14 protein-coding genes are annotated in these 18,047 nt (G+C 68.7%); 7 read left to right on the top strand and 7 right to left on the bottom strand.

Annotation, left to right across the window (positions count from 1 at the left end; all coding sequences use genetic code 11):
- Positions 1-5 precede the first annotated feature (5 nt).
- Positions 6-4,799 carry an alpha-2-macroglobulin gene (locus tag ABNQ40_RS09745; protein WP_391346344.1) on the top strand — a complete coding sequence of 1,598 codons (4,794 nt, stop codon included), beginning with the start codon at positions 6-8 and terminating at the stop codon, positions 4,797-4,799.
- Positions 4,800-4,884: 85 nt separating this feature from the next.
- On the opposite strand, the gene ABNQ40_RS09740 is transcribed toward ABNQ40_RS09745, so the two are convergent.
- A complete protein-coding gene (locus ABNQ40_RS09740) occupies positions 4,885-5,073 on the bottom strand; it encodes a hypothetical protein (RefSeq protein ID WP_109047688.1) in 189 nt (62 codons plus the stop codon).
- A gap of 336 nt (positions 5,074-5,409) precedes the next feature.
- Between ABNQ40_RS09740 and ABNQ40_RS09735 the strand changes: the two genes are divergently transcribed.
- From ABNQ40_RS09735 to ABNQ40_RS09715, 5 genes are all read left to right on the top strand, one after another.
- Positions 5,410-5,889 carry a MerR family DNA-binding transcriptional regulator gene (locus ABNQ40_RS09735; RefSeq protein ID WP_109047689.1) on the top strand — a complete coding sequence of 160 codons (480 nt, stop codon included), beginning with the start codon at positions 5,410-5,412 and terminating at the stop codon, positions 5,887-5,889.
- Positions 5,886-7,022 carry a thiolase family protein gene (locus ABNQ40_RS09730; RefSeq protein WP_109047690.1) on the top strand — a complete coding sequence of 379 codons (1,137 nt, stop codon included), beginning with the start codon at positions 5,886-5,888 and terminating at the stop codon, positions 7,020-7,022. The genes ABNQ40_RS09735 and ABNQ40_RS09730 overlap by 4 nt, the downstream gene beginning before the upstream one ends.
- 26 nt (positions 7,023-7,048) lie before the next feature.
- Positions 7,049-9,388 (top strand): 3-hydroxyacyl-CoA dehydrogenase NAD-binding domain-containing protein, encoded by a 2,340-nt coding sequence (locus ABNQ40_RS09725; protein WP_391346339.1) that lies wholly within the window; start codon positions 7,049-7,051, stop codon positions 9,386-9,388.
- Positions 9,389-9,404: 16 nt separating this feature from the next.
- Positions 9,405-11,195: an acyl-CoA dehydrogenase C-terminal domain-containing protein gene (locus tag ABNQ40_RS09720; RefSeq protein ID WP_391346336.1), complete on the top strand. Its 1,791-nt coding sequence runs from the start codon at positions 9,405-9,407 to the stop codon at positions 11,193-11,195.
- Between the two features lie 429 nt (positions 11,196-11,624).
- Positions 11,625-12,278, top strand: coding sequence for a response regulator transcription factor (locus ABNQ40_RS09715; protein ID WP_109047693.1), 654 nt, complete (start codon positions 11,625-11,627; stop codon positions 12,276-12,278).
- An 81-nt stretch (positions 12,279-12,359) separates the two neighbouring features.
- Here ABNQ40_RS09715 and ABNQ40_RS09710 read toward each other — a convergent pair whose 3' ends face one another.
- The 6 genes from ABNQ40_RS09710 to mutY form a co-directional block, all read right to left on the bottom strand.
- Positions 12,360-12,794, bottom strand: coding sequence for a CBS domain-containing protein (locus ABNQ40_RS09710; protein WP_109047694.1), 435 nt, complete (start codon positions 12,792-12,794; stop codon positions 12,360-12,362).
- A gap of 153 nt (positions 12,795-12,947) precedes the next feature.
- Positions 12,948-13,655, bottom strand: coding sequence for an OmpW family protein (locus ABNQ40_RS09705; RefSeq protein ID WP_247879524.1), 708 nt, complete (start codon positions 13,653-13,655; stop codon positions 12,948-12,950).
- Between the two features lie 156 nt (positions 13,656-13,811).
- Positions 13,812-14,282: a hypothetical protein gene (locus ABNQ40_RS09700; protein WP_109047696.1), complete on the bottom strand. Its 471-nt coding sequence runs from the start codon at positions 14,280-14,282 to the stop codon at positions 13,812-13,814.
- Between the two features lie 82 nt (positions 14,283-14,364).
- Positions 14,365-15,504, bottom strand: a complete 1,140-nt coding sequence (locus ABNQ40_RS09695) for an NAD(P)/FAD-dependent oxidoreductase (RefSeq protein WP_391346332.1) — start codon at positions 15,502-15,504, stop codon at positions 14,365-14,367.
- A gap of 31 nt (positions 15,505-15,535) precedes the next feature.
- Entirely contained in the window at positions 15,536-16,258 is a 723-nt protein-coding gene (locus tag ABNQ40_RS09690) for a DUF1194 domain-containing protein (RefSeq protein ID WP_391346330.1), read from the bottom strand.
- A gap of 37 nt (positions 16,259-16,295) precedes the next feature.
- Entirely contained in the window at positions 16,296-17,354 is a 1,059-nt protein-coding gene (gene mutY / locus ABNQ40_RS09685; protein ID WP_391346328.1) for an A/G-specific adenine glycosylase, read from the bottom strand.
- 195 nt (positions 17,355-17,549) lie between these two features.
- Here mutY and ABNQ40_RS09680 point away from each other — a divergent pair, with 195 nt between their 5' ends.
- Entirely contained in the window at positions 17,550-18,023 is a 474-nt protein-coding gene (locus tag ABNQ40_RS09680; RefSeq protein ID WP_109047699.1) for a DUF721 domain-containing protein, read from the top strand.
- Positions 18,024-18,047: the final 24 nt, after the last annotated feature.

The raw sequence follows: 18,047 nt of genomic DNA, 5'->3' as shown, positions 1-18,047 counted from the left end.
CTATAATGTTGCGTGCGCTGGCGCGTGTCTGTGCCGTTCTTGCCGCGTGCTCCGGCACGCTCACCGTATCCCAGACCTTCGCCGCCGACCCGCCGGCCGAGCCGGTGCCCTTCGGCGTATCCAGCGTCGAGGTGGTGGCCGAGCGCGATACGCCACAGGCCTGCTTCACCTTCACCGACCGGCTGGAGCGCTCGCGTGCCGTCAACTACCGCGACTATGTCACGGTGGAGCCGGCGGTCGACGGTGCCGCCATCGCCCGCGACCGCACGCTCTGCGTCGAGGGGCTGCGCCACGGCGACAGCTACCGCGTCACGCTGAAGGACGGGCTGCCCGGCGCCGACGGCAAGCGCCTGCCGGCCGCCGACACCCGCGAGGTGCAGGTGCCCAACCGCAAGCCGTCGCTGGCCTTCCGCGGTGCCGGCTACATCCTGCCGCGCGTCGGCGCCGAAGGGCTGCCGCTGCGCTCGATCAATCTGGATCGGGCGAAGCTTCAGGTCCTGCGCATCGCCGACCGGGCGCTGGTCGAGAAGATCTATTTCGGCCGCATCACCCAGCAGATGACCGACTACGACATCGGCGAGATCCTGGACAAGTCGGGCCAGGAGGTGTGGCGCGGCGAGATGGGCATCGGCAACCAGCCGAACCGCACCGTCACCACCGCCTTCCCGATCGACGCCGTGCTGGGCAAGCTCGACCCCGGCGTCTATGTCGCCATCGCCGGCGCCGACGAGATCAAGCCGGGCGGCTGGGACCGCAAGGCGACCCAGTGGTTCGTCGTTTCCGACCTCGGCCTCAACACCATCCTGGGCGACGACTCGCTGGTGGTCTTCTCCCGGTCCGTCCAGACCGCGGCACCCGCCGCCGGGGTGGAACTGCGTCTGGTCGCCCGCAACGGCACCGAGCTGGGACGCCTCCAGACCGGCGAGGACGGGCTCGGCCGCTTCGACCTCGCAGCCTTGCGCGCCGCCGGGGCCGAACCGGTCCAGGCGCTGTTCGCCGCGCGCGGCGACGGCGACTTCGCCGTTCTCGACCTGACCGCCGGCGGCGCCCCGCCGGCCGAGGCCCAGGACAAGCCGGTCGGCGTCGTCCGCCCGGCAGCCGGCGGACTCGACACCTATCTTTACACCGAGCGCGGCATCTACCGGCCGGGCGAGACGGTGCAACTGACCGCCCTGCTGCGCGACGCCGACCTCAACCCGCCGCCGGCCGGCAAGCAGCTGACCATCCGCGTCCTGCGCCCCGACGGCCTCGAGGTCGAGCGGCGCAGCCTGGCCGATAGCGGGGCCGGCGGCTATGCCACGCGCATCGACCTGCCGATGAATGCCTATCCCGGCAACTGGATCGTCACCGCCCATGCCGAGCCGGACGGCCCGGCCATCGGCAGGGTGGAGTTCCTGCTGGAGGATTTCGTGCCGCCGCGGCTGGACGTGGCGCTCACCTCCCCGACGACGGAGCTGGCCTCCGACGGCGAGGCCGACATCGCGCTCGACAGCCATTATCTTTACGGCGCGCCGGCCTCCGGCCTGCCGGGCGAGCTGACGGTGACGCTGCGCGCCGCCGCCAACCCCTATCCCACCCTGCCGGGCTACCATTTCGGTCTGGTGCAGGAGGAGGTGAAGCCGGCCCGCGCCGACCTGCCGGGCTTCATCACCGACTCCAACGGCTCCGCCCGCCTGAAGGTCAAGCTGCCGCGCCCGCCCGACAGCACCCGTCCGCTGGAGGCGGTGGTGCGCGCCACCCTGTTCGACATCGGCGGACGCCCGGTCGGCCGCGACTTCGTGCTGCCGGTGCGCCACCAGCCCTTCGCCGTCGGCATCAAGCCGCGCTTCGAAGGCGACGGCGTGCCGGAAGGGGCCACCGCCGGCTTCGACGTGATCGCCGTCGGCCCCGACGGCAAGCCGACCGACCGCGCCGACCTCTCCTACGAGCTGTTCGAGGAGGAGTACGACTATGCGTGGTACGAGGCCAACGGCCGCTGGGACTACAAGGTCACGGTGAAGGACCAGCGGGTGACCGGCGGGTCGCTGTCGGCCCAGGCCGCCGCCCCGGCCTCGGTGGAGACCCCGGTCGCCGCCGGCCGCTACCGGCTGGAGGTGTTCGACCCCAAGACCGGCGTCGCCAGCAGCTTCCGCTTCGCCGCCGGCTGGTGGATGACCCCGACCGCCGGCGACCGCCCGGACGCGGTCGACGTCTCGGTGATGATGCCGGCCTATCGCGCCGGCGAAAGTGCCTGGGTCTTCGTCAAGCCGCCCTATGACAGCCAGGTGCTGGTGGCGGTGGCAGACCGCGGCGTCAGCTATGCCGTCACCCGCGCCATCGGTCCGCAGGGCGCCTTCCTGGAAATCCCGGTCGGGCAGGGCTGGACCAGCGGCGCCCATGTGCTGGCGACCGCCTTCGCCACCTCCGACCCGCAGTCGAAGAAGCCGCCGCGCCGCGCCGTCGGCCTCGCCTGGCTGGCGATGGACAAGGCCCCGCGCACGCTGGACGTCCGGCTCTCCGCCCCGGCCGAGACGGAACCTCGCCGCGCCATGACCGCCGACATCGCGGTGGATGGCGTCGCCGAAGGCAAGCAGGCCTTCGTCACGCTGGCCGCCGTCGACGAATCGGTGATGCAGCTGACCGATCAGCCGTCGCCCGATCCGGCCCGCCATTACCTGCGCAAGCGTCCGCTGACCGTGGAACTGCGCGATTCCTACGGCCGCCTGATCGATCCGGCCGGCCTGGACGCCGCCCGGCCGCCGGTGCAGCCGACGCCGCGCCTGCGCCAGATCTCCGGGATGGTTCCGCCCAAGTCGGAACGGGTGGTCTCGCTCTATTCCGGCATCCTGACCGTCGGCGCCGACGGCAAGGTTTCGGTTCCCTTCGACCTGCCCGATTTCCAGGGGCGCCTGCGCCTGATGGCGGTGGCCTGGAGCGAAGGGCGGATCGGCCAGGCGGAAAGCCAGATGCTGGTGCGCGACGCGGTCGTCGCCGACGCGGTGCTGCCGCGCTTCCTCGCCCCCGGCGATTCGGCGCAGGTCCTGCTGTCGCTCGACAACCTGAGCGGCCCGTCCGGCGATTACCGCATGACGCTGACCGCCGAGGGCGCCGTCTCCATCGTCCAAACAGAGTCGGGCGGCGAATCGGGCAATGAGCTGGCCGTGCCGAAGCTGGTGCGCGGCAAGCGGGCGACCGCCGGCCGTGTGCTGACCGCAACCGCGGTCGGGGCCGGCCACGTCACGCTGGACGTCACCGGTCCCGACGGCGTGCGCGTCACCCGCCGCTGGGATGTGACGGTGCGGCCGGCCTCGCCGCCGATCTCGCGCCGCAGCGTCGCCGCCCTGCCGACCGACAAGGGCCTGACGGTTCCGGCCGACATCACCGCCGGCCTGCGGCCGGAGACCGTCGCGGTCGGTGCGGAGGTCTCTCCGCTGCCGGATCTGGACGTGCCGGGCCTGCTCTTCGCGCTCGACCGCGCCGCCGCGGGCGGAGCGGAGCAGACCGCCAGCCGCATCCTGCCGCTGCTGTCGATGAGCGACGTCGCCGCCGGCCTCGGCATCGCGCCGGAGGACCGCATCAAGGCGCGCGTCCAGCGCGGCGTCGACCGGCTGCTGACCTTCCAGCGCATCGACGGCGCCTTCTCCCCCTGGTCGCCGAAGGGCGATCTCGATCCCTGGCTGACCGCCTATGCGGTGGATGTGCTGGGCCGGGCCAAGGCGGCGGGCTACCGCATTCCCGACCAGCCCTATCGCAAGGGGCTGGACTGGCTGAAGCAGGCCATCGACAACGCCTGGGTCGAGACCGCCGATCTGCCGGGCCGTGCCTATGCGCTCTACGTGCTGGCGCGGGCGAAGATGATCGACGCCGGTGCGGTGCGTTACTTCCGCGAAAACTACTGGGACCGGCTGCAGACCGACTTCGGCCGGGCACAGATCGCCGCGGCGACCGCCGTGCTGGGCGACCAGCCGGGTGCTGCGGAAGCCTTCTCCAAGCTGTCCGGCGCCCGCATGGTGACCGCCAGCCTGCGCGACCAGGGGTCCTCCCTGCGGGACGAGGCCGGCGTCGTCTTCCTGATGGCGGAGAGCGGTGCCGTGGAGCGCGACCGCATCTTCCAGGCCGCCGAGCGTGTGGCGAAGACCTTCGCCGCCGTCCGCACCACCAACCTGCAGGAGCAGGCCTGGCTGCTGCTGGCCTCCAAGGCGCTGATCGACCGGGCGGCTCCGATGAAGCTCGCCATCGGCGAGCAGACGGTGGAGAACGCCAAGCCGCAGATCCTGGCCGTCGATCCCGCCGCCCCGCCCGTCATCCGCAATCTGGGCGGCGAGGTCCGGCAGATCGTCTCGGTGACGGGCGTGCCCGACCAGCCGGCCGGCGCGGAGGAGCAGGGGATGACCATCCGCCGCCGCCTGTTCGACATGGCCGGCCGTCCGGTCGATCCGGCCGGCATCCGCCACAACGACCTGCTGGTGGTGATCCTGGAGGGCGAAGTCGGCGACCCGCTCGATCATTCGGTGATGGTCAGCGATCCGCTGCCGGCCGGCTTCGAGATCGAGAATGTCCGGCTCGCCAACAGCGGCCAGCTCGGCAAGCTGTCCTGGCTGGGCGACCTGTCGTCCGCCCGCAATGTCGAGTTCCGGGAGGACCGCTTCCTGGCCGCCGTCGACCTGCCGAAGGCGGCCCCCCGCTTCCGGCTGGTCTATCTGGTCCGCGCCGTCACACCCGGCGACTTCGCGGCCCCCGGCGCCCAGGTGCAGGATCTCCAGCGTCCCCACCTGTCCGCCCGCACCGCCGCCTCCCGGCTGCGCGTGCTGCCGGAGTGAGTCCGGGTACAGGCGTAGGGGGCGCCGGCAACGGCGCCCCCCGACCGGCCGATCCAGCCGGCGCTTCAAGGCAAGCGAACGATGGCTAAAGGTAGCTCTGCTCGCCCCGGTGGTTGTCCCGCCGCCGGGCGAGCAGGGTCAATCCTGCGACCACCACGGCGAAAGCCAGGGTCAGCATCAGGTAAAAGGCCAATGCAAGGCCGACCGTCATGGTGCCGATCAGCACCATGGCCAGTATCCAGACGCCCAACGATACGATGGCGCGCGCCGACATGGGTTGTCTCCTGTCCCCTGTCCTGATCCGCCCGAAACTTTCAAAACCCGCCCTGAACCCGTCACGGCCTTCCGGCCGCCTGTTTTTTGCCGCCCCCGCTTCCCACATCCGATAGGGGAATGGGGTGGACGCGTGCGTTCACCGCAAAGCCTGCCACAGCTATTGGGAGTGCCGGGGCGTGGCATCCTGTCACTGTGCGGGCGCGCCGCACCTATTGGTGGCCGGACAGATTCTTCCTGCTGGCCTGCCAACTGGTTGGCATGGTCAACAAGTCTGTTGACAGAAAGCGGCATCGACCTTACCTTTACGTAAACGTCAAGGAAGGGAGCAGGCGGAGTGGATCGGCTTTCGTTCGGCAACGGCGCGATGGAGACGGGGGAGGAGGGCGGCGATGGCTGCCTGTCCGGCCAGCGGCTCGCCATCGGCGAACTGGCCGGGGAGTTCGGTCTGACCCACCGCACCATCCGCCATTACGAGGATGAAGGGCTGCTGTCGCCGGAGCGGATCGGCAGTGCCCGCGTTTACACCCACCGCGACCGCGCCCGTCTGGCGCTGATCTGCCGGGGCAAGCGGCTGGGCTTCAGCCTGGCCGAGATCAAGGATTTCCTGAACCTCTACGACACCGACGACGCCCAGATCGAGCAGATGCGCTACATGCGCTCCATCGCGCGCCGCCGGATTTCCGCACTTGAACAGCAGCTTGCCGACGTCCAGCAGACGCTGGCGGAGCTGTGCACCATCGACACCCAGATCTCCGAGCATCTTCGCCGCAACGGCATCACGGAGACGCAGGACATGGAGGAGAAGCACTCATGAAGTCGGTCGTCATCGCCGGTTATGCCCGTTCGCCCTTCGCCTTCGCCCACAAGGGCGAGCTGACCAAGGTCCGCCCCGACGATCTGCTGGCCCGCGTCTTCGCGGCGCTGGTCGAGCGCACCGGCCTGAAGACCGACGACATCGAGGATGTGATCGTCGGCTGCTCCTTCCCCGAAGGCGAGCAGGGCCTGAACGTCGCTCGCAGCATCGCCTTCCTGGCCAAGCTGCCGCAGACCGCCGCGGCCACCACGGTGAACCGCTATTGCGGCTCCTCCATGCAGTCGATCCATCAGGCGGCCGGCGCCATCCAGATGGGGGCCGGCGAGGTATTCCTCTGCGGCGGCGTCGAATCGATGACCCGCGTGCCGATCATGGGCTTCAACCCGATGCCGAACCCGGCGCTGAAGGCCTCCTACCCCGAGGCCTACTGCTCGATGGGCATCACCGCGGAGAATGTCGCCCGCAAATACGCCATCTCCCGCGCCGAGCAGGAGGCGCTCGCCGTCGCCTCGCACGCCAAGGCCGCCGAAGCGCAGGCATCCGGCCGCATGGCCGACGAGATCGTCGGCATCCAGACCCCGGCCGGTCTGGTCGACAAGGACGGCTGCATCCGTCCCGGCACCAATGCCGACAGCCTGTCGGGGCTGAAGCCGGCCTTCACCGCCGACGGCACCGTGACCGCCGGCACCTCCTCGCCGCTGACCGACGGCGCCGCCGCCGTGCTGGTGACGACGGAGGAGTATGCCCGCGCCAACGGCCTGCCGATCCTGGCGAAGATCCGCTCGGTCGCCGTCGCCGGCTGCGCGCCGGAACTGATGGGGCTGGGTCCGGTCCCGGCCACCCGCAAGGCGCTGGCCCGCGCCGGCCTGTCGATCAACGACATCGACATCATCGAGATCAACGAGGCCTTCTCGTCCCAGGCCATCGCCTGCATGCGCGACCTCGACATCGACCCGTCCCGCATCAACCCGGACGGCGGTGCGCTGGCGCTCGGCCATCCGCTGGGCGCCACCGGCGCCCGCATCACCGGCAAGGCCGCGGCCCTGCTGAAGCGCGAAGGCAAGCAGTTCGCGCTGGCGACCCAGTGCATCGGCGGCGGCCAGGGCATCGCCACCATCCTGGAAGCGGTCTGACGAACGGGATCGGGGAGGAAACGACCATGAAGATCGAACGCGCCGCCGTGATCGGTGCGGGCGTGATGGGCGCCGGCATCGCCGCCCATTTCGCCAACGCCGGCATCCCCTGCGTCCTGCTCGACATCCCTATGAAGGAGGGGGCCGACCGCAGCGCCATCGCCAAGGGCGCGGTGGCGAAGATGCTGAAGACCGATCCGGCCCCCTTCATGCATCCCAAGAACGCCAAGCTGATCACACCCGGCAATCTTGAGGACGACCTGAACCTGCTGGCCGACGTCGACTGGATCGTCGAGGCCATCGTCGAGAACCCGGCGATCAAGGCCGACCTCTACAAGCGCATCGACCCGGTGCGCAAGGCGGGCTCGGTGGTATCGTCCAACACCTCCACCATCCCGCTGGCGGTGCTGACCGAGGGGCAGGGCGAGCAGTTCCGCCGCGACTTCCTGATCACCCACTTCTTCAACCCGCCGCGCTACATGCGGCTGCTGGAGATCGTCGGCGGCGCCGACACCCGTGCCGATGCGCTGGCCGCCATCGCCGATGTCTGCGACCGTCGTCTCGGCAAGGGCGTTGTCCATTGCAAGGACACGCCGGGCTTCATCGCCAACCGCATCGGCGTCTTCTGGATCCAGGCGGCGGTGAATGCCGCGGTCGATCTCGGCCTGACGGTGGAGGAGGCGGACGCCGTCGGCGGCCGTCCGATGGGCATCCCAAAGACCGGTGTCTTCGGCCTGATGGACCTCGTCGGGCTCGACCTGATGCCGCACATCGCCAAGAGCATGTCGGCGACCCTGCCGGCAAACGACGCCTATCGCGGCCAGATGCGCGAGCACCCGGTCATCACGAAGATGATCGCGGAGGGCTATACCGGCCGCAAGGGCAAGGGCGGCTTCTACCGCATCAACAAGGCCGGCGGCGGCAAGGTGAAGGAGTCGGTCGACCTCCAGACCGGCGACTACGCCCCGTCGGAGAAGGCCCGGCTGGACAGCGTCTCATCCGCCGGCCGCGACCTGCGCAAGCTGTGCGAGCACCCGGACAAGGGCGGCCGTTTCGCCCGCCGCGTCCTGGCGCAGACGCTGGCCTATGCCGCCAGCCTGGTGCCGGAGATCGCCGACAGCATCGTCGCCGTCGATGAGGGCATGCGGCTCGGCTACAACTGGAAGCAGGGCCCGTTCGAGCTGATCGACCGGCTGGGCACCGACTGGTTCGCCGAGCTGTGCCGCTCCGAAGGCATCCCGGTCCCGGCGCTGGTCGAGACCGCTGCCGGCCGTCCCTTCTACCGGGTCGAAGGCGGCAAGCTCCAGCACCTGACCACCGCCGGCGTCTACGACACGGTGGTGCGTCCGGACGGCGTGCTGCTGCTGTCGGACATCAAGCGGGCCGCCGGCAAGCCGGTGTGGAAGAACGGCTCCGCCAGCCTGTGGGACATCGGCGACGGCGTGCTGTGCGTCGAGTTCACCAGCAAGATGAACGCCGTCGACGGAGACATCATGGCCGCCTACGAGAAGGCGATGCGCCTGATCGGCGACGGCAAAGGTGACTGGAAGGCGCTGGTCATCCACAACGAGGCCGACAATTTCTCGGTCGGTGCCAATCTCGGCCTCGCCCTGTTCGCGCTGAACATTGGCCTGTGGCCGCAGATCGAGGAGATGGTGGAGGGCGGTCAGCGCACTTACCGCGCGCTGAAATACGCGCCCTTCCCGGTGGTGGCGGCCCCCAGCGGCATGGCGCTCGGTGGCGGCTGCGAGATCCTGCTGCATTCCGACCATGTCCAGGCCCATGCCGAGACCTATGTCGGCCTCGTCGAGGTCGGCGTCGGCCTGATCCCGGCCTGGGGCGGCTGCACCGAGATGCTGGCCCGCCATCAGGCCAACCCGAAGGCGCCGCGCGGTCCGATGCCCGGCATCGCCAAGGCCTTCGAGATCATCAGCACCGCCACCGTCGCCAAGTCGGCGGCCGAGGCCAAGGAACTGCTGTATTTCCGCGCCACCGACGGCATCACCATGAACCGCGACCGGCTGCTGGCCGACGCCAAGGCCAAGGCGCTGGAACTGGCGGCGGACTACACCGCGCCGGAGAAGACCACCAGCTACGTCCTGCCCGGCCCCAGCGCCAAGGCGGCGATGGAGCTGGCGGTGGAAGGCTTCGCCCTGCAGGGCAAGGTCACGCCGCACGACACGGTGGTCTGCGCCGCGCTGGCCGAGGTGCTGAGCGGCGGCGAGGAGGCCGACATCTCCAAGCCGGTCGGCGAGGACCACATCCTGCGGCTGGAGCGCGAGGCGTTCATGGGGCTGGTGCGCACCGGCGGCACCATCGACCGGATCGAGCACATGCTGCTCACCGGCAAGCCGCTGCGGAACTGAGGGGGAGGAACGAGAGATGCCGATCTACAAGGCTCCGCTTGAGGATGTGCGCTTCGTCCTGGACGAGATCGTCGGTCTGGACAAGCTGTCGGCCCTGCCGGGCTATGAGGACGCCACGCCGGAACTCGTCGGCCAGGTGCTGGAGGAAGGCGCCAAGCTGTGCGAGGAGGTCCTGTTCCCGCTGAACCAGTCGGGCGACGGCGAAGGCTGCCATTTCGAGAATGGCGAGGTCCGCACGCCCAAGGGCTTCAAGGAAGCCTACAGCACCTACATTGATGCCGGCTGGCAGGGGCTGGCCTGCGATCCGGCCTATGGCGGGCAGGGGCTTCCGAAGCTGGTCAACACCATGCTGGAGGAGTTCATCTGCTCCGCCAACCTCAGCTTCGGCATGTATCCCGGCCTGTCTCTCGGTGCCTACAACGCGCTGGCGATGTACGGCTCCGACGAGCTGAAGCAGCGCTTCCTGCCCAAGCTGGTCGACGGAACCTGGTCCGGCACCATGTGCCTGACCGAGCCGCATTGCGGCACCGACCTGGGCATCATCCGCACCAAGGCGGTGCCCGACGGGGAGGGCGGCTACAAGATCACCGGCACCAAGATCTTCATCTCGGCCGGCGAGCATGACCTGACCGAGAACATCCTGCATCTGGTGCTGGCCCGTCTGCCCGACGCCCCGGCCGGCACCCGCGGCATCAGCCTGTTCCTTGTGCCGAAGTTCATGCCCGACGCCGACGGGAAGCCGGGGGCGCGCAACGGCGTCGCCTGCGGCTCCATCGAGCACAAGATGGGCATCAAGGCGTCGTCGACCTGCGTCATGAACTTCGAGGACGCCACCGGCTGGCTGGTCGGCGAGCCGCACAAGGGCATGCGCGCCATGTTCGTGATGATGAACGCGGCCCGTCTGGCCGTGGGCATCCAGGGGCTGGGTCTGGCCGAGGTGTCCTACCAGAACGCCGTCAACTATGCCCGCGAACGGCTCCAGGGCCGCTCGCTGTCGGGGGTGAAGGCACCGGACAAGCCGGCCGACCCGATCATCGTCCATCCCGACGTGCGCAAGAACCTGCTGACCGCCCGCGCCTTCACCGAAGGGGCGCGTGCGCTCGGCGCACTGACCGCCTACAAGCTCGACGTGGCGGAGAAGCATCCCGACGAGCGCACCCGCCGCGATGCCGACGAGTTCGTCCAGCTGATGACGCCGATCGTCAAGGCGCTGTTCACCGACATCGGTTTCGATTCGGCCAACATCGCCGTGCAGGTCCATGGCGGCCACGGCTTCATCTGGGAGACCGGCGTCGAGCAGTATGTCCGCGATGCCCGCATCTGCCAGATCTATGAGGGCACCAACGGCATCCAGGCGCTCGACCTCGTCGGGCGCAAGCTGCCGCAGGACATCGGCCGCCTGCTCCGCCACTTCTTCCACCCCGTCGGCCGCGACATCGAGGCGGCGATGGAGAAGGACGAGCTGGGCGAGTTCGTGATGCCGCTGGCCAAGGCCTTCGCCAAGCTGCAGCAGGCCACGGCCCTCATTGCCCAGAAGGGTCTGAAGGATCCGGAGGAGGCCGGTGCCGCTGCCAGCGACTATCTGCGCCTGTTCGGGCTGGTGGCGCTGGGCTGGAGCTGGCTGACCATGGTGGAGAAGGCGCAGGCCAGGCTCGAAGCCGGGGAAGGCAATGCCGCCTTCTTTGATGCCAAGATCAAGACCGCGCGTTTCTACATGACCAAGCTGTTGCCGCAGACCAACAGCCTGTTCATCACCATCGCCGCCGGCGCCAAGCCGCTGATGGAACTGGAAGACGCCGCCTTCTGACGGATCCCTCGATCCCTGGTCCGTCTTCCTGACGGACCAGTCGATCCCTACTCCGTCCGTCCTCCGGGACGCGCAACTTCAATGCCGGTCCGGTGCCCTGAAATGGCGCCGGACCGGCTCTTTTTTTGCGCGCTTTCCGCAGATCCAGCGGCGCATTCGCACATTGACCTGAAATTGTCATAGCTCTTTGGAAATATCACCGGTGGGAAGTGCGGTCCCTGTCCCTTAGGCCTTCGGAGCGGTGACAAAAGTTAATTTCCGGTTGTCGGTCATCGTCCCTGCGTGTTACATCTCAACAGAGATTACGTTCGGCCGGTGCCTGCTATATCCTTTGGATTTTAGGGAATATGCGGGTGGCGACAACCCCCTCCTTTTCTCAAGCCCTTTGGGCGTCTTTCGGAGGGGCAGCATGGTTCAGGAGTTTGAGCGATGAAGATCCTGATCGGTGATGATCACGTCCTGTTTCGGGAAGGTCTTCGCCGTCTGCTTGAGCAGCTTCGAGATAATGCCACCTTCGCGGAGGCAAGCAATTTCGATGAGCTTCTGGACATGGCGGCATCGAAGGACGAGACCTATGACCTCGTCCTGACCGACCTGCGCATGCCGGGATGGCCCGGCTTTTCCGGCATCGGCATGCTGCGCGACCGGCAGCCGAACGCGAAGGTCGTCGTGATCTCCGCATCGGAGGCGCAGGCCGACGTGCGCGAGGCGCTGGAGAACGGCGCTGCGGGCTATATCCCGAAATCGTCCAGCGTGAAGATCATGCTGAGCGCGCTCGACCTGATCTTCTCCGGCGGCGTCTATGTGCCGGCGACGGTTCTGCGCGAGGGGAACGAGCCCGACCAGCGTGGCGGCGGCTCTGTCATTCCGCCGACCGATCCGCAGCTGGAACAGCTGCTGACCCAGCGCCAGCGCGAGGTGCTGGACCGTCTGCGCGAAGGCAAGTCGAACAAGCAGATCGCCCACGAGCTGGGCCTGTCCGAAGGCACGGTGAAGATCCACATGACGGCGATCTTCAAGTCGCTGGGCGTGCGCAACCGCACCCAGGCGGCGATGGCCTTCCCGCAGTCGCACTCGGCCTGACCCCGCTCTTTCCGAGCAAAAGCAAACGCCCCGCCGGATCGCTCCGGCGGGGCGTTTGCTTTTCAGGCTGCGGGAGCCGGGTCAGCCCATGCCGGCGACGTAGCCGCGCAGCGACTCGACCTCCAGTTCGGCATCGTCGATGCGGGCCTTCACCACGTCGCCGATGCTGATGACGCCGATCACCCGGCCGGCCTCGACGATGGGCACATGGCGGATGCGCCGTTCGGTCATCACCGCCATCATGTCGGCGACGGTGTCGGTCGGGGCGGCGGTGATCAACTCGCGCGTCATCAGGTTCGCGGCCGGGCCGTCCAGGGCCGCGGCACCGTTGCGGGCGATTGCCCGCACGACATCGCGTTCCGACAGAATGCCGACCGGCTGCCCGTCGCTATCGATCACCAGCACGGCGCCGATCCGATGCTCGGTCAGCAGGCGGGTGACGGCGGCAACGCTGTCGTCCGGTGCGGCAGAGACGATCCTGTTGCCCTTGCGCTTCAAAACGGCTGCAACATGCATGACGGTACGGCCTCCCTTCCGATGACCCCTATATCGGAATCATGGGAATGACCGTACAATCCGCAAGGCTGACGGTAAAAAGAAAAAAGGCTGCCTCCCCCAAATGGGAGAGGCAGCCCTTCGGATGCCCGGGACGGGTCCCGAAACCTAGTCTTAGAAGCGGTAGCCGACGCCGACGCCGACCAGCCACGGGTCCAGGGTGACCTTCGAGGTGACCGGCAGGACGGCGGAGCCCAGGCGGGCGTTGGCGGTCACGTCGGTCTTCAGGAAGACCTTCTTGACATCGAAGTTCAGCGACCAGTTGCCGGTCAGGGCAACGTCGACACCGGCCTGCAGGGCCCAGCCGAAGCGGTTCTTGTAGTTGGTGTCGGTGATGCGCAGGCCGCCGGCGTTGGGGCTCTCGGCCGCATCCTCGTTGTAGAACAGGGTGTAGTTGATGCCGGCGCCGACGTACGGGCTGATGCGCTCCTTCGGCAGGAAGTGGTACTGCACGGTCAGGGTCGGCGGCAGCAGCGAGACCTTGCCAATCTCGGTGACGCCACCGGCGGCGGCGATCAGGTTGCCCTTCACGCGGTGACGGCTGGTGCCGGCGATCAGCTCGGCGGCGATGTTGTCGGTGAAGAAGTAGGTGAAATCGACTTCCGGAATGTAGTCGTTGCCGACCTTGGCCGAGCCGACGTCACCCAGCGTCGTGTTGTTGATCGTGCCCTTTTCCTGAGGCAGCACGGCCAGGCCGCGCGCACGAACGACGATGTCGCCGGCCGACTTACCCTTGAAGTCCTGAGCGAGCGACGGGGAAGCGATGGCGACAAGGGCCGAGGTCGCCAGCAGGGCGGCGGCGGCGCGCGACAGGATGGTCATGGGGTCTGCTCCAGGCAATGCGTTGTTGCTGTTCTGTGGCATCAGCCGATGGAGCTATTACCAGACACCGAGTACGGGTACTAGGGGGGCTACAACCCTTCCTCTCCTGATGCAGCAGCTATGCAACAGTGACGAGTTGTCGCATGGACAAGGAAATCAAGGGCTTGGTTTGATCGTCCGTTGCGGAACCAGCGCCATGCAGTTCTGGACGATGGCATAGCATTGGCCAAGTCGCGCCGATCCGCCGGTGGCGCCGCCATACACGACGCGCTCGACCACGCCATTCCTCAAACTGAAGGTTGCTTCACAGTCGAAGCTGTTGACTTCATAACCATAGGACGGCCAGCCGGCGCCATAGCCGTAGTAAGGCCAGCCCCAGCCGCCGTAATAGCCCACCGGCGGCGGGCTTGGGTAGGAGACGAGGCGGGAGCTGCGGTAGGTGAAGAACTCGCGGTTGTCGACGCTGGCCTGGCGTTCCGGCACCCCGGCGCAGGACAGCAGCGTTTCCTTCGGCATGCCGACCAGGGCGGTCTGCGCCACCAGCGCCTCGTCCGCCGCGGGGTTGGCACAGCCGCCGAGCGCGCCGGTGGCGGCCAGCGCCGCCACGGCAAGAGCACGCCCGCTCATCGTCCCCGACCGATGCACAACCGACCGACGCACACGCATCGCAGGCCTCCTCCGCCCCGACGGGCGACTGCCGATTTCCCTGTTAGCGCTTCCTGGCCGGCGACAGATCCGACTCGGTCACGCCCAGCGCCCGCACATCCTCCGGCAGGCCGCGTCCGGTGGCCAGCCCGGCCGCCACCCGGCCCATGGCCGGCGCCGTCTGGATGCCGTAGCCGCCCTGGCCTGCCAGCCAGAAGAACCCCTCCGCATCCGGCGCGAACCCCACCACCGGCACCTTGTCGGCGACGAAGCTGCGCAGGCCGGCCCAGCGGTGGGCCAATCTGCGAACGGAAAAGCGCGCGGCTTGTTCCAGCCGGTCCACCGTAATGGCGATGTCGATGTCCTCCGGCTGCACGTCACAGGGCTCGATCGGCGTCTGGTCGGCGGGGGAGGCCAGCAGGCGGCCGGCATCCGGCTTGACATAGAAGGTCTCGGCCACGTCCGACACCATCGGCCAGCCGTCCAGCCCGGCCTTGTCGGCGGGATCCTCGAACACCGGGTCGAAGGTGATGGCGGTGCGCCGCTTCGGCACCAGACCGACGGTGGCGACGCCGGCCAGCTTCGCCAGCTCGTCCCCCCAGGCGCCGGCTGCGTTCACCACCACCGGTGCGGCAAAGCTGCCGGCCCCGGTCTCCGCCACCCACAACCCATCTTTCCGAGCGAGCGCTCGCACGTCGGCGTCGGTCACCACCCGGCCGCCGCGCGCCTTCAGCCCGCGCAGATAGCCCTGGTGCAGAGCATGCACGTCGATGTCGCGCGCATCGGGCTCCCACACGCCGCCGGCGACATAGTCCGGGCGCAGGAAGGGCGCGCGGGCCAGCACCTGCTCGCGGTCGTAGCGTTCGACCGACGGCGTCAGGCTGCGGCCCTGTTCGTATTCCGCGTCCAGCCGGTCGCTCTCATGCTCGCGCCCGACGATGAGGACGCCGCGCGGGGTCAGCATCGCATGCTCGGCGAAGCCGGCGGGCGGGGCGGTGTAGAAGTCCCAACTCGCCACCGTCAGCGCGCGGATCGGCGCCGGACCGTAGGTCTGGGTGTAGAGCGCCGCCGAGCGGCCGGTCGAGTGATAGCCGGGCTGCGATTCGCGCTCCAGCACCAGCACCCGGCCCTGTGCGGCCAGCTCGTAGGCCGCGGATGCGCCGGCGATGCCGGCACCGATCACCAGGAAATCGACGCGCTCCAACTGACCCGCTCCTCAAATTCTTATCGGCCGCCTATGGGGTGGCGGCGCTTTGGTTCGGCATGTGATCCGGCAGGGCGACCATTTCAAGGATCAGTTTCTGCCGCAATGCCGCGACGAAGCTGTCCTTGTCCAGGGCGCTCTTCACGAAGCTGCCCGGTCCGCCGATCACGGACTCCTCGAAATACTCCTCCAGCCAGGGGAATTCGTCGAGGATGGCGAGGCCGTTGACGGTGATTCCGCGCTTCGTCACCCGGTCGCGCGCGTCGGCCGGTTCGATCCCGGCATTGGAAAAGCCGTTGGACACCAGATCGATCACCTGACGCGGCGCCTTGCCTCCCCGGTCGAACAGTTTCGCCGCCTCGACGATGGCGCTGCCGATGGCGGTCGAGTCGCCCTGGAAGCCGCGGGGCAGGGCGTCGATGCGGTCGGCGAAGCGGCCGGCATCCTCCGGCTTGGTCAGTGCGGTCCAGGGGATCAGCACGCGCAGGCTGTTCGGCCCGGAATAGGCCGCCAGCGTCACTTGTGCCCCGGCGGAGGCCAGCGCGTCGGCCACCGCCGGATCGCGGAAGGCCGCGGCATGGCCCTGCAACTGGAACTCCAGATCGCCGGTGGTGATCGAGGCCGATCCGTCGAGCGCCAGAACCAGCGCCACCCCCGCCTTCCCATCCGTCCCGCCGGGCGGGGCGGCCAGCGCCGCTCCGCACAGGCCGAGCAGGGCCACCAGAAGGGCGATCACGGCACGCGGCATTTCCATCGGCACTCCATCCTATGCGCGCCTTATCGCGCCCCGATCAGGCATGCGAGAGGGCGTGGCGCACCACCTTCACCATCACCGACGGCAGGGCGTGATCGCCCAGCCGGTCCACCGGCACCCAGTTGCCGTCGGCCAGCCGCCAGTCGGCACCGGCTTGGCCCACGACCACCTCAAGCTCCAGGTGAAAATGGGTGAATGTATGGCGGACCAGACCGGGCAGCCGGCGCCAGCGGGCGGGCAGGGGCTGCTGCGCCGCCACCGCCGCCTCGCCGGGCAGCTCCGGTCCCCAGGAGGTCGAGGGCACCTCCGCCATCCCGCCCAGCAGCCCTTCCTCCGCCCGGCGGCGCAGCAGGACGGCGCCGTCGGGGTTCAGCAGCCAATAGGCGACGCCGCGCCGGGTCGGCTTCTCCGCCTTGGCGACCTTGCGCGGCAAGGTTTCGGCGATGCCGGCGGCGCGCGCCTCGCAATGATCGGCCCATGGGCACAGCATGCATTTCGGCTTGCGCGGCGTGCAGATGGTGGCGCCCAGATCCATCATCGCCTGGGCATAGTCGCCGGGCCGGAAGTCCGGCGTCAGGGTGGCGGCCAGCCGGCGGAGCGTCGGCTTGGCATTGGGCAGCGGTTCCTCCACCGCGAAGATGCGGGCGATCACCCGCTCGACATTGCCGTCAACCACGGTCGCCTTGCGGTCGAAGGCGATGGCTGTGATGGCGGCGGCGGTGTAGGCGCCGATCCCCGGAAGCTCCAGCAATGCCGCCTCGTCGCCCGGGAACCGCCCGCCATGACGGTCCACCACCACGCGGGCGCATTTGTGCAGGTTGCGCGCCCGCGCGTAGTAGCCGAGCCCGGCCCAGGCGACCAGCAGATCGTCCAGCGGCGAGTCCGCCAGATCGCGCACGGTCGGCCAGCGTTCGGTGAAGTTGCGGAAATAGGGGGCCGCGGCGGGGACGGTCGTCTGCTGCAGCATGATCTCCGACAGCCAGACCCGGTAGGGATCGGCTGTCTCCCCCGGCTTGGCGCGCCAGGGCAGGTCGCGGCGGTGGCGGTCGTACCAGGACAGCAGCCGCCGGGCGGCCTCGATGGAATCTGGAATCATGATGGGAAGAAATAGAGGGTTCGGAGCGTCTGGGGAAGGGAGTGGGCAGGTGCCCGGCCAAGTGCACGGCCAAGTGCCCGGTCAATCCCCGGCCGGGCGCTGGGCATCGGCCCACGCTTGCGCTAGGGTGCCGCCAACCCACATGACCCGGAACCGGTCGCCAAGGCCGGGGCCGCACAGGAGTGATCGCAGAGCATGAGCGGACCGCGTCGCATCGGCCAATCCGTTCCGGAGGTCGCCGGCAAGGTGCTGGGCAAGCGCGGGCTTGCCTTCGGCGCGCTGATCACCGACTGGCCGTCCATCGTCGGCCAGCAGCTGTCGCTGCGCACCGCCCCCGACAAGCTCAGCTTCCCCCGTGGCAAGCGGGAGGAGGCGACCCTGCACATCCGCGCCATGGGTGCCATCGCGCTGGAGTTGCAGCATCTGGAGCCGCAGATCATCGAGCGCATCAACAGCTTCTTCGGCTATCGCGCGGTGGCGAAGATCAAGCTGATCCATGCGGCCCTGCCGTCCACGCCGTCGCCCGTGGTGCGCCCGCGCGCCCTGACGATGGACGAGGAGATCGGCATCACCACCACCACGGCGACCATCGAGGACGAGGAACTGCGCGCCACGCTGGAGCGCTTCGGCCGTTCGCTGATGGCCCGGCCGAAGCGGGCGGCGCGCTAGCCGCCTTGCTGGACGCATGGTTGC

It is taken from the genome of Azospirillum sp. A23 (genome assembly GCF_042938965.1).
GTDB classification, from domain to species: Bacteria; Pseudomonadota; Alphaproteobacteria; order Azospirillales; family Azospirillaceae; genus Azospirillum; species Azospirillum melinis.
The sequence above is the reverse complement of the archived record's forward strand: the minus strand, read 5'-3'. Positions and strand labels throughout refer to the sequence as shown.

Bases quoted from the DNA above. Each gene is read 5' to 3' on its own strand.
- ABNQ40_RS09745 (WP_391346344.1), top strand. From the start codon at position 6: ATGTTGCGTGCGCTGGCGCGTGTCTGTGCCGTTCTTGCCGCGTGCTCC.
- ABNQ40_RS09740 (WP_109047688.1), bottom strand. From the start codon at position 5,073: ATGTCGGCGCGCGCCATCGTATCGTTGGGCGTCTGGATACTGGCCATG.
- ABNQ40_RS09730 (WP_109047690.1), top strand. From the start codon at position 5,886: ATGAAGTCGGTCGTCATCGCCGGTTATGCCCGTTCGCCCTTCGCCTTC.
- ABNQ40_RS09725 (WP_391346339.1), top strand. From the start codon at position 7,049: ATGAAGATCGAACGCGCCGCCGTGATCGGTGCGGGCGTGATGGGCGCC.
- ABNQ40_RS09720 (WP_391346336.1), top strand. From the start codon at position 9,405: ATGCCGATCTACAAGGCTCCGCTTGAGGATGTGCGCTTCGTCCTGGAC.
- ABNQ40_RS09715 (WP_109047693.1), top strand. From the start codon at position 11,625: ATGAAGATCCTGATCGGTGATGATCACGTCCTGTTTCGGGAAGGTCTT.
- ABNQ40_RS09710 (WP_109047694.1), bottom strand. From the start codon at position 12,794: ATGCATGTTGCAGCCGTTTTGAAGCGCAAGGGCAACAGGATCGTCTCT.
- ABNQ40_RS09705 (WP_247879524.1), bottom strand. From the start codon at position 13,655: ATGACCATCCTGTCGCGCGCCGCCGCCGCCCTGCTGGCGACCTCGGCC.
- ABNQ40_RS09700 (WP_109047696.1), bottom strand. From the start codon at position 14,282: ATGAGCGGGCGTGCTCTTGCCGTGGCGGCGCTGGCCGCCACCGGCGCG.
- ABNQ40_RS09690 (WP_391346330.1), bottom strand. From the start codon at position 16,258: ATGGAAATGCCGCGTGCCGTGATCGCCCTTCTGGTGGCCCTGCTCGGC.
- mutY (WP_391346328.1), bottom strand. From the start codon at position 17,354: ATGATTCCAGATTCCATCGAGGCCGCCCGGCGGCTGCTGTCCTGGTAC.
- ABNQ40_RS09680 (WP_109047699.1), top strand. From the start codon at position 17,550: ATGAGCGGACCGCGTCGCATCGGCCAATCCGTTCCGGAGGTCGCCGGC.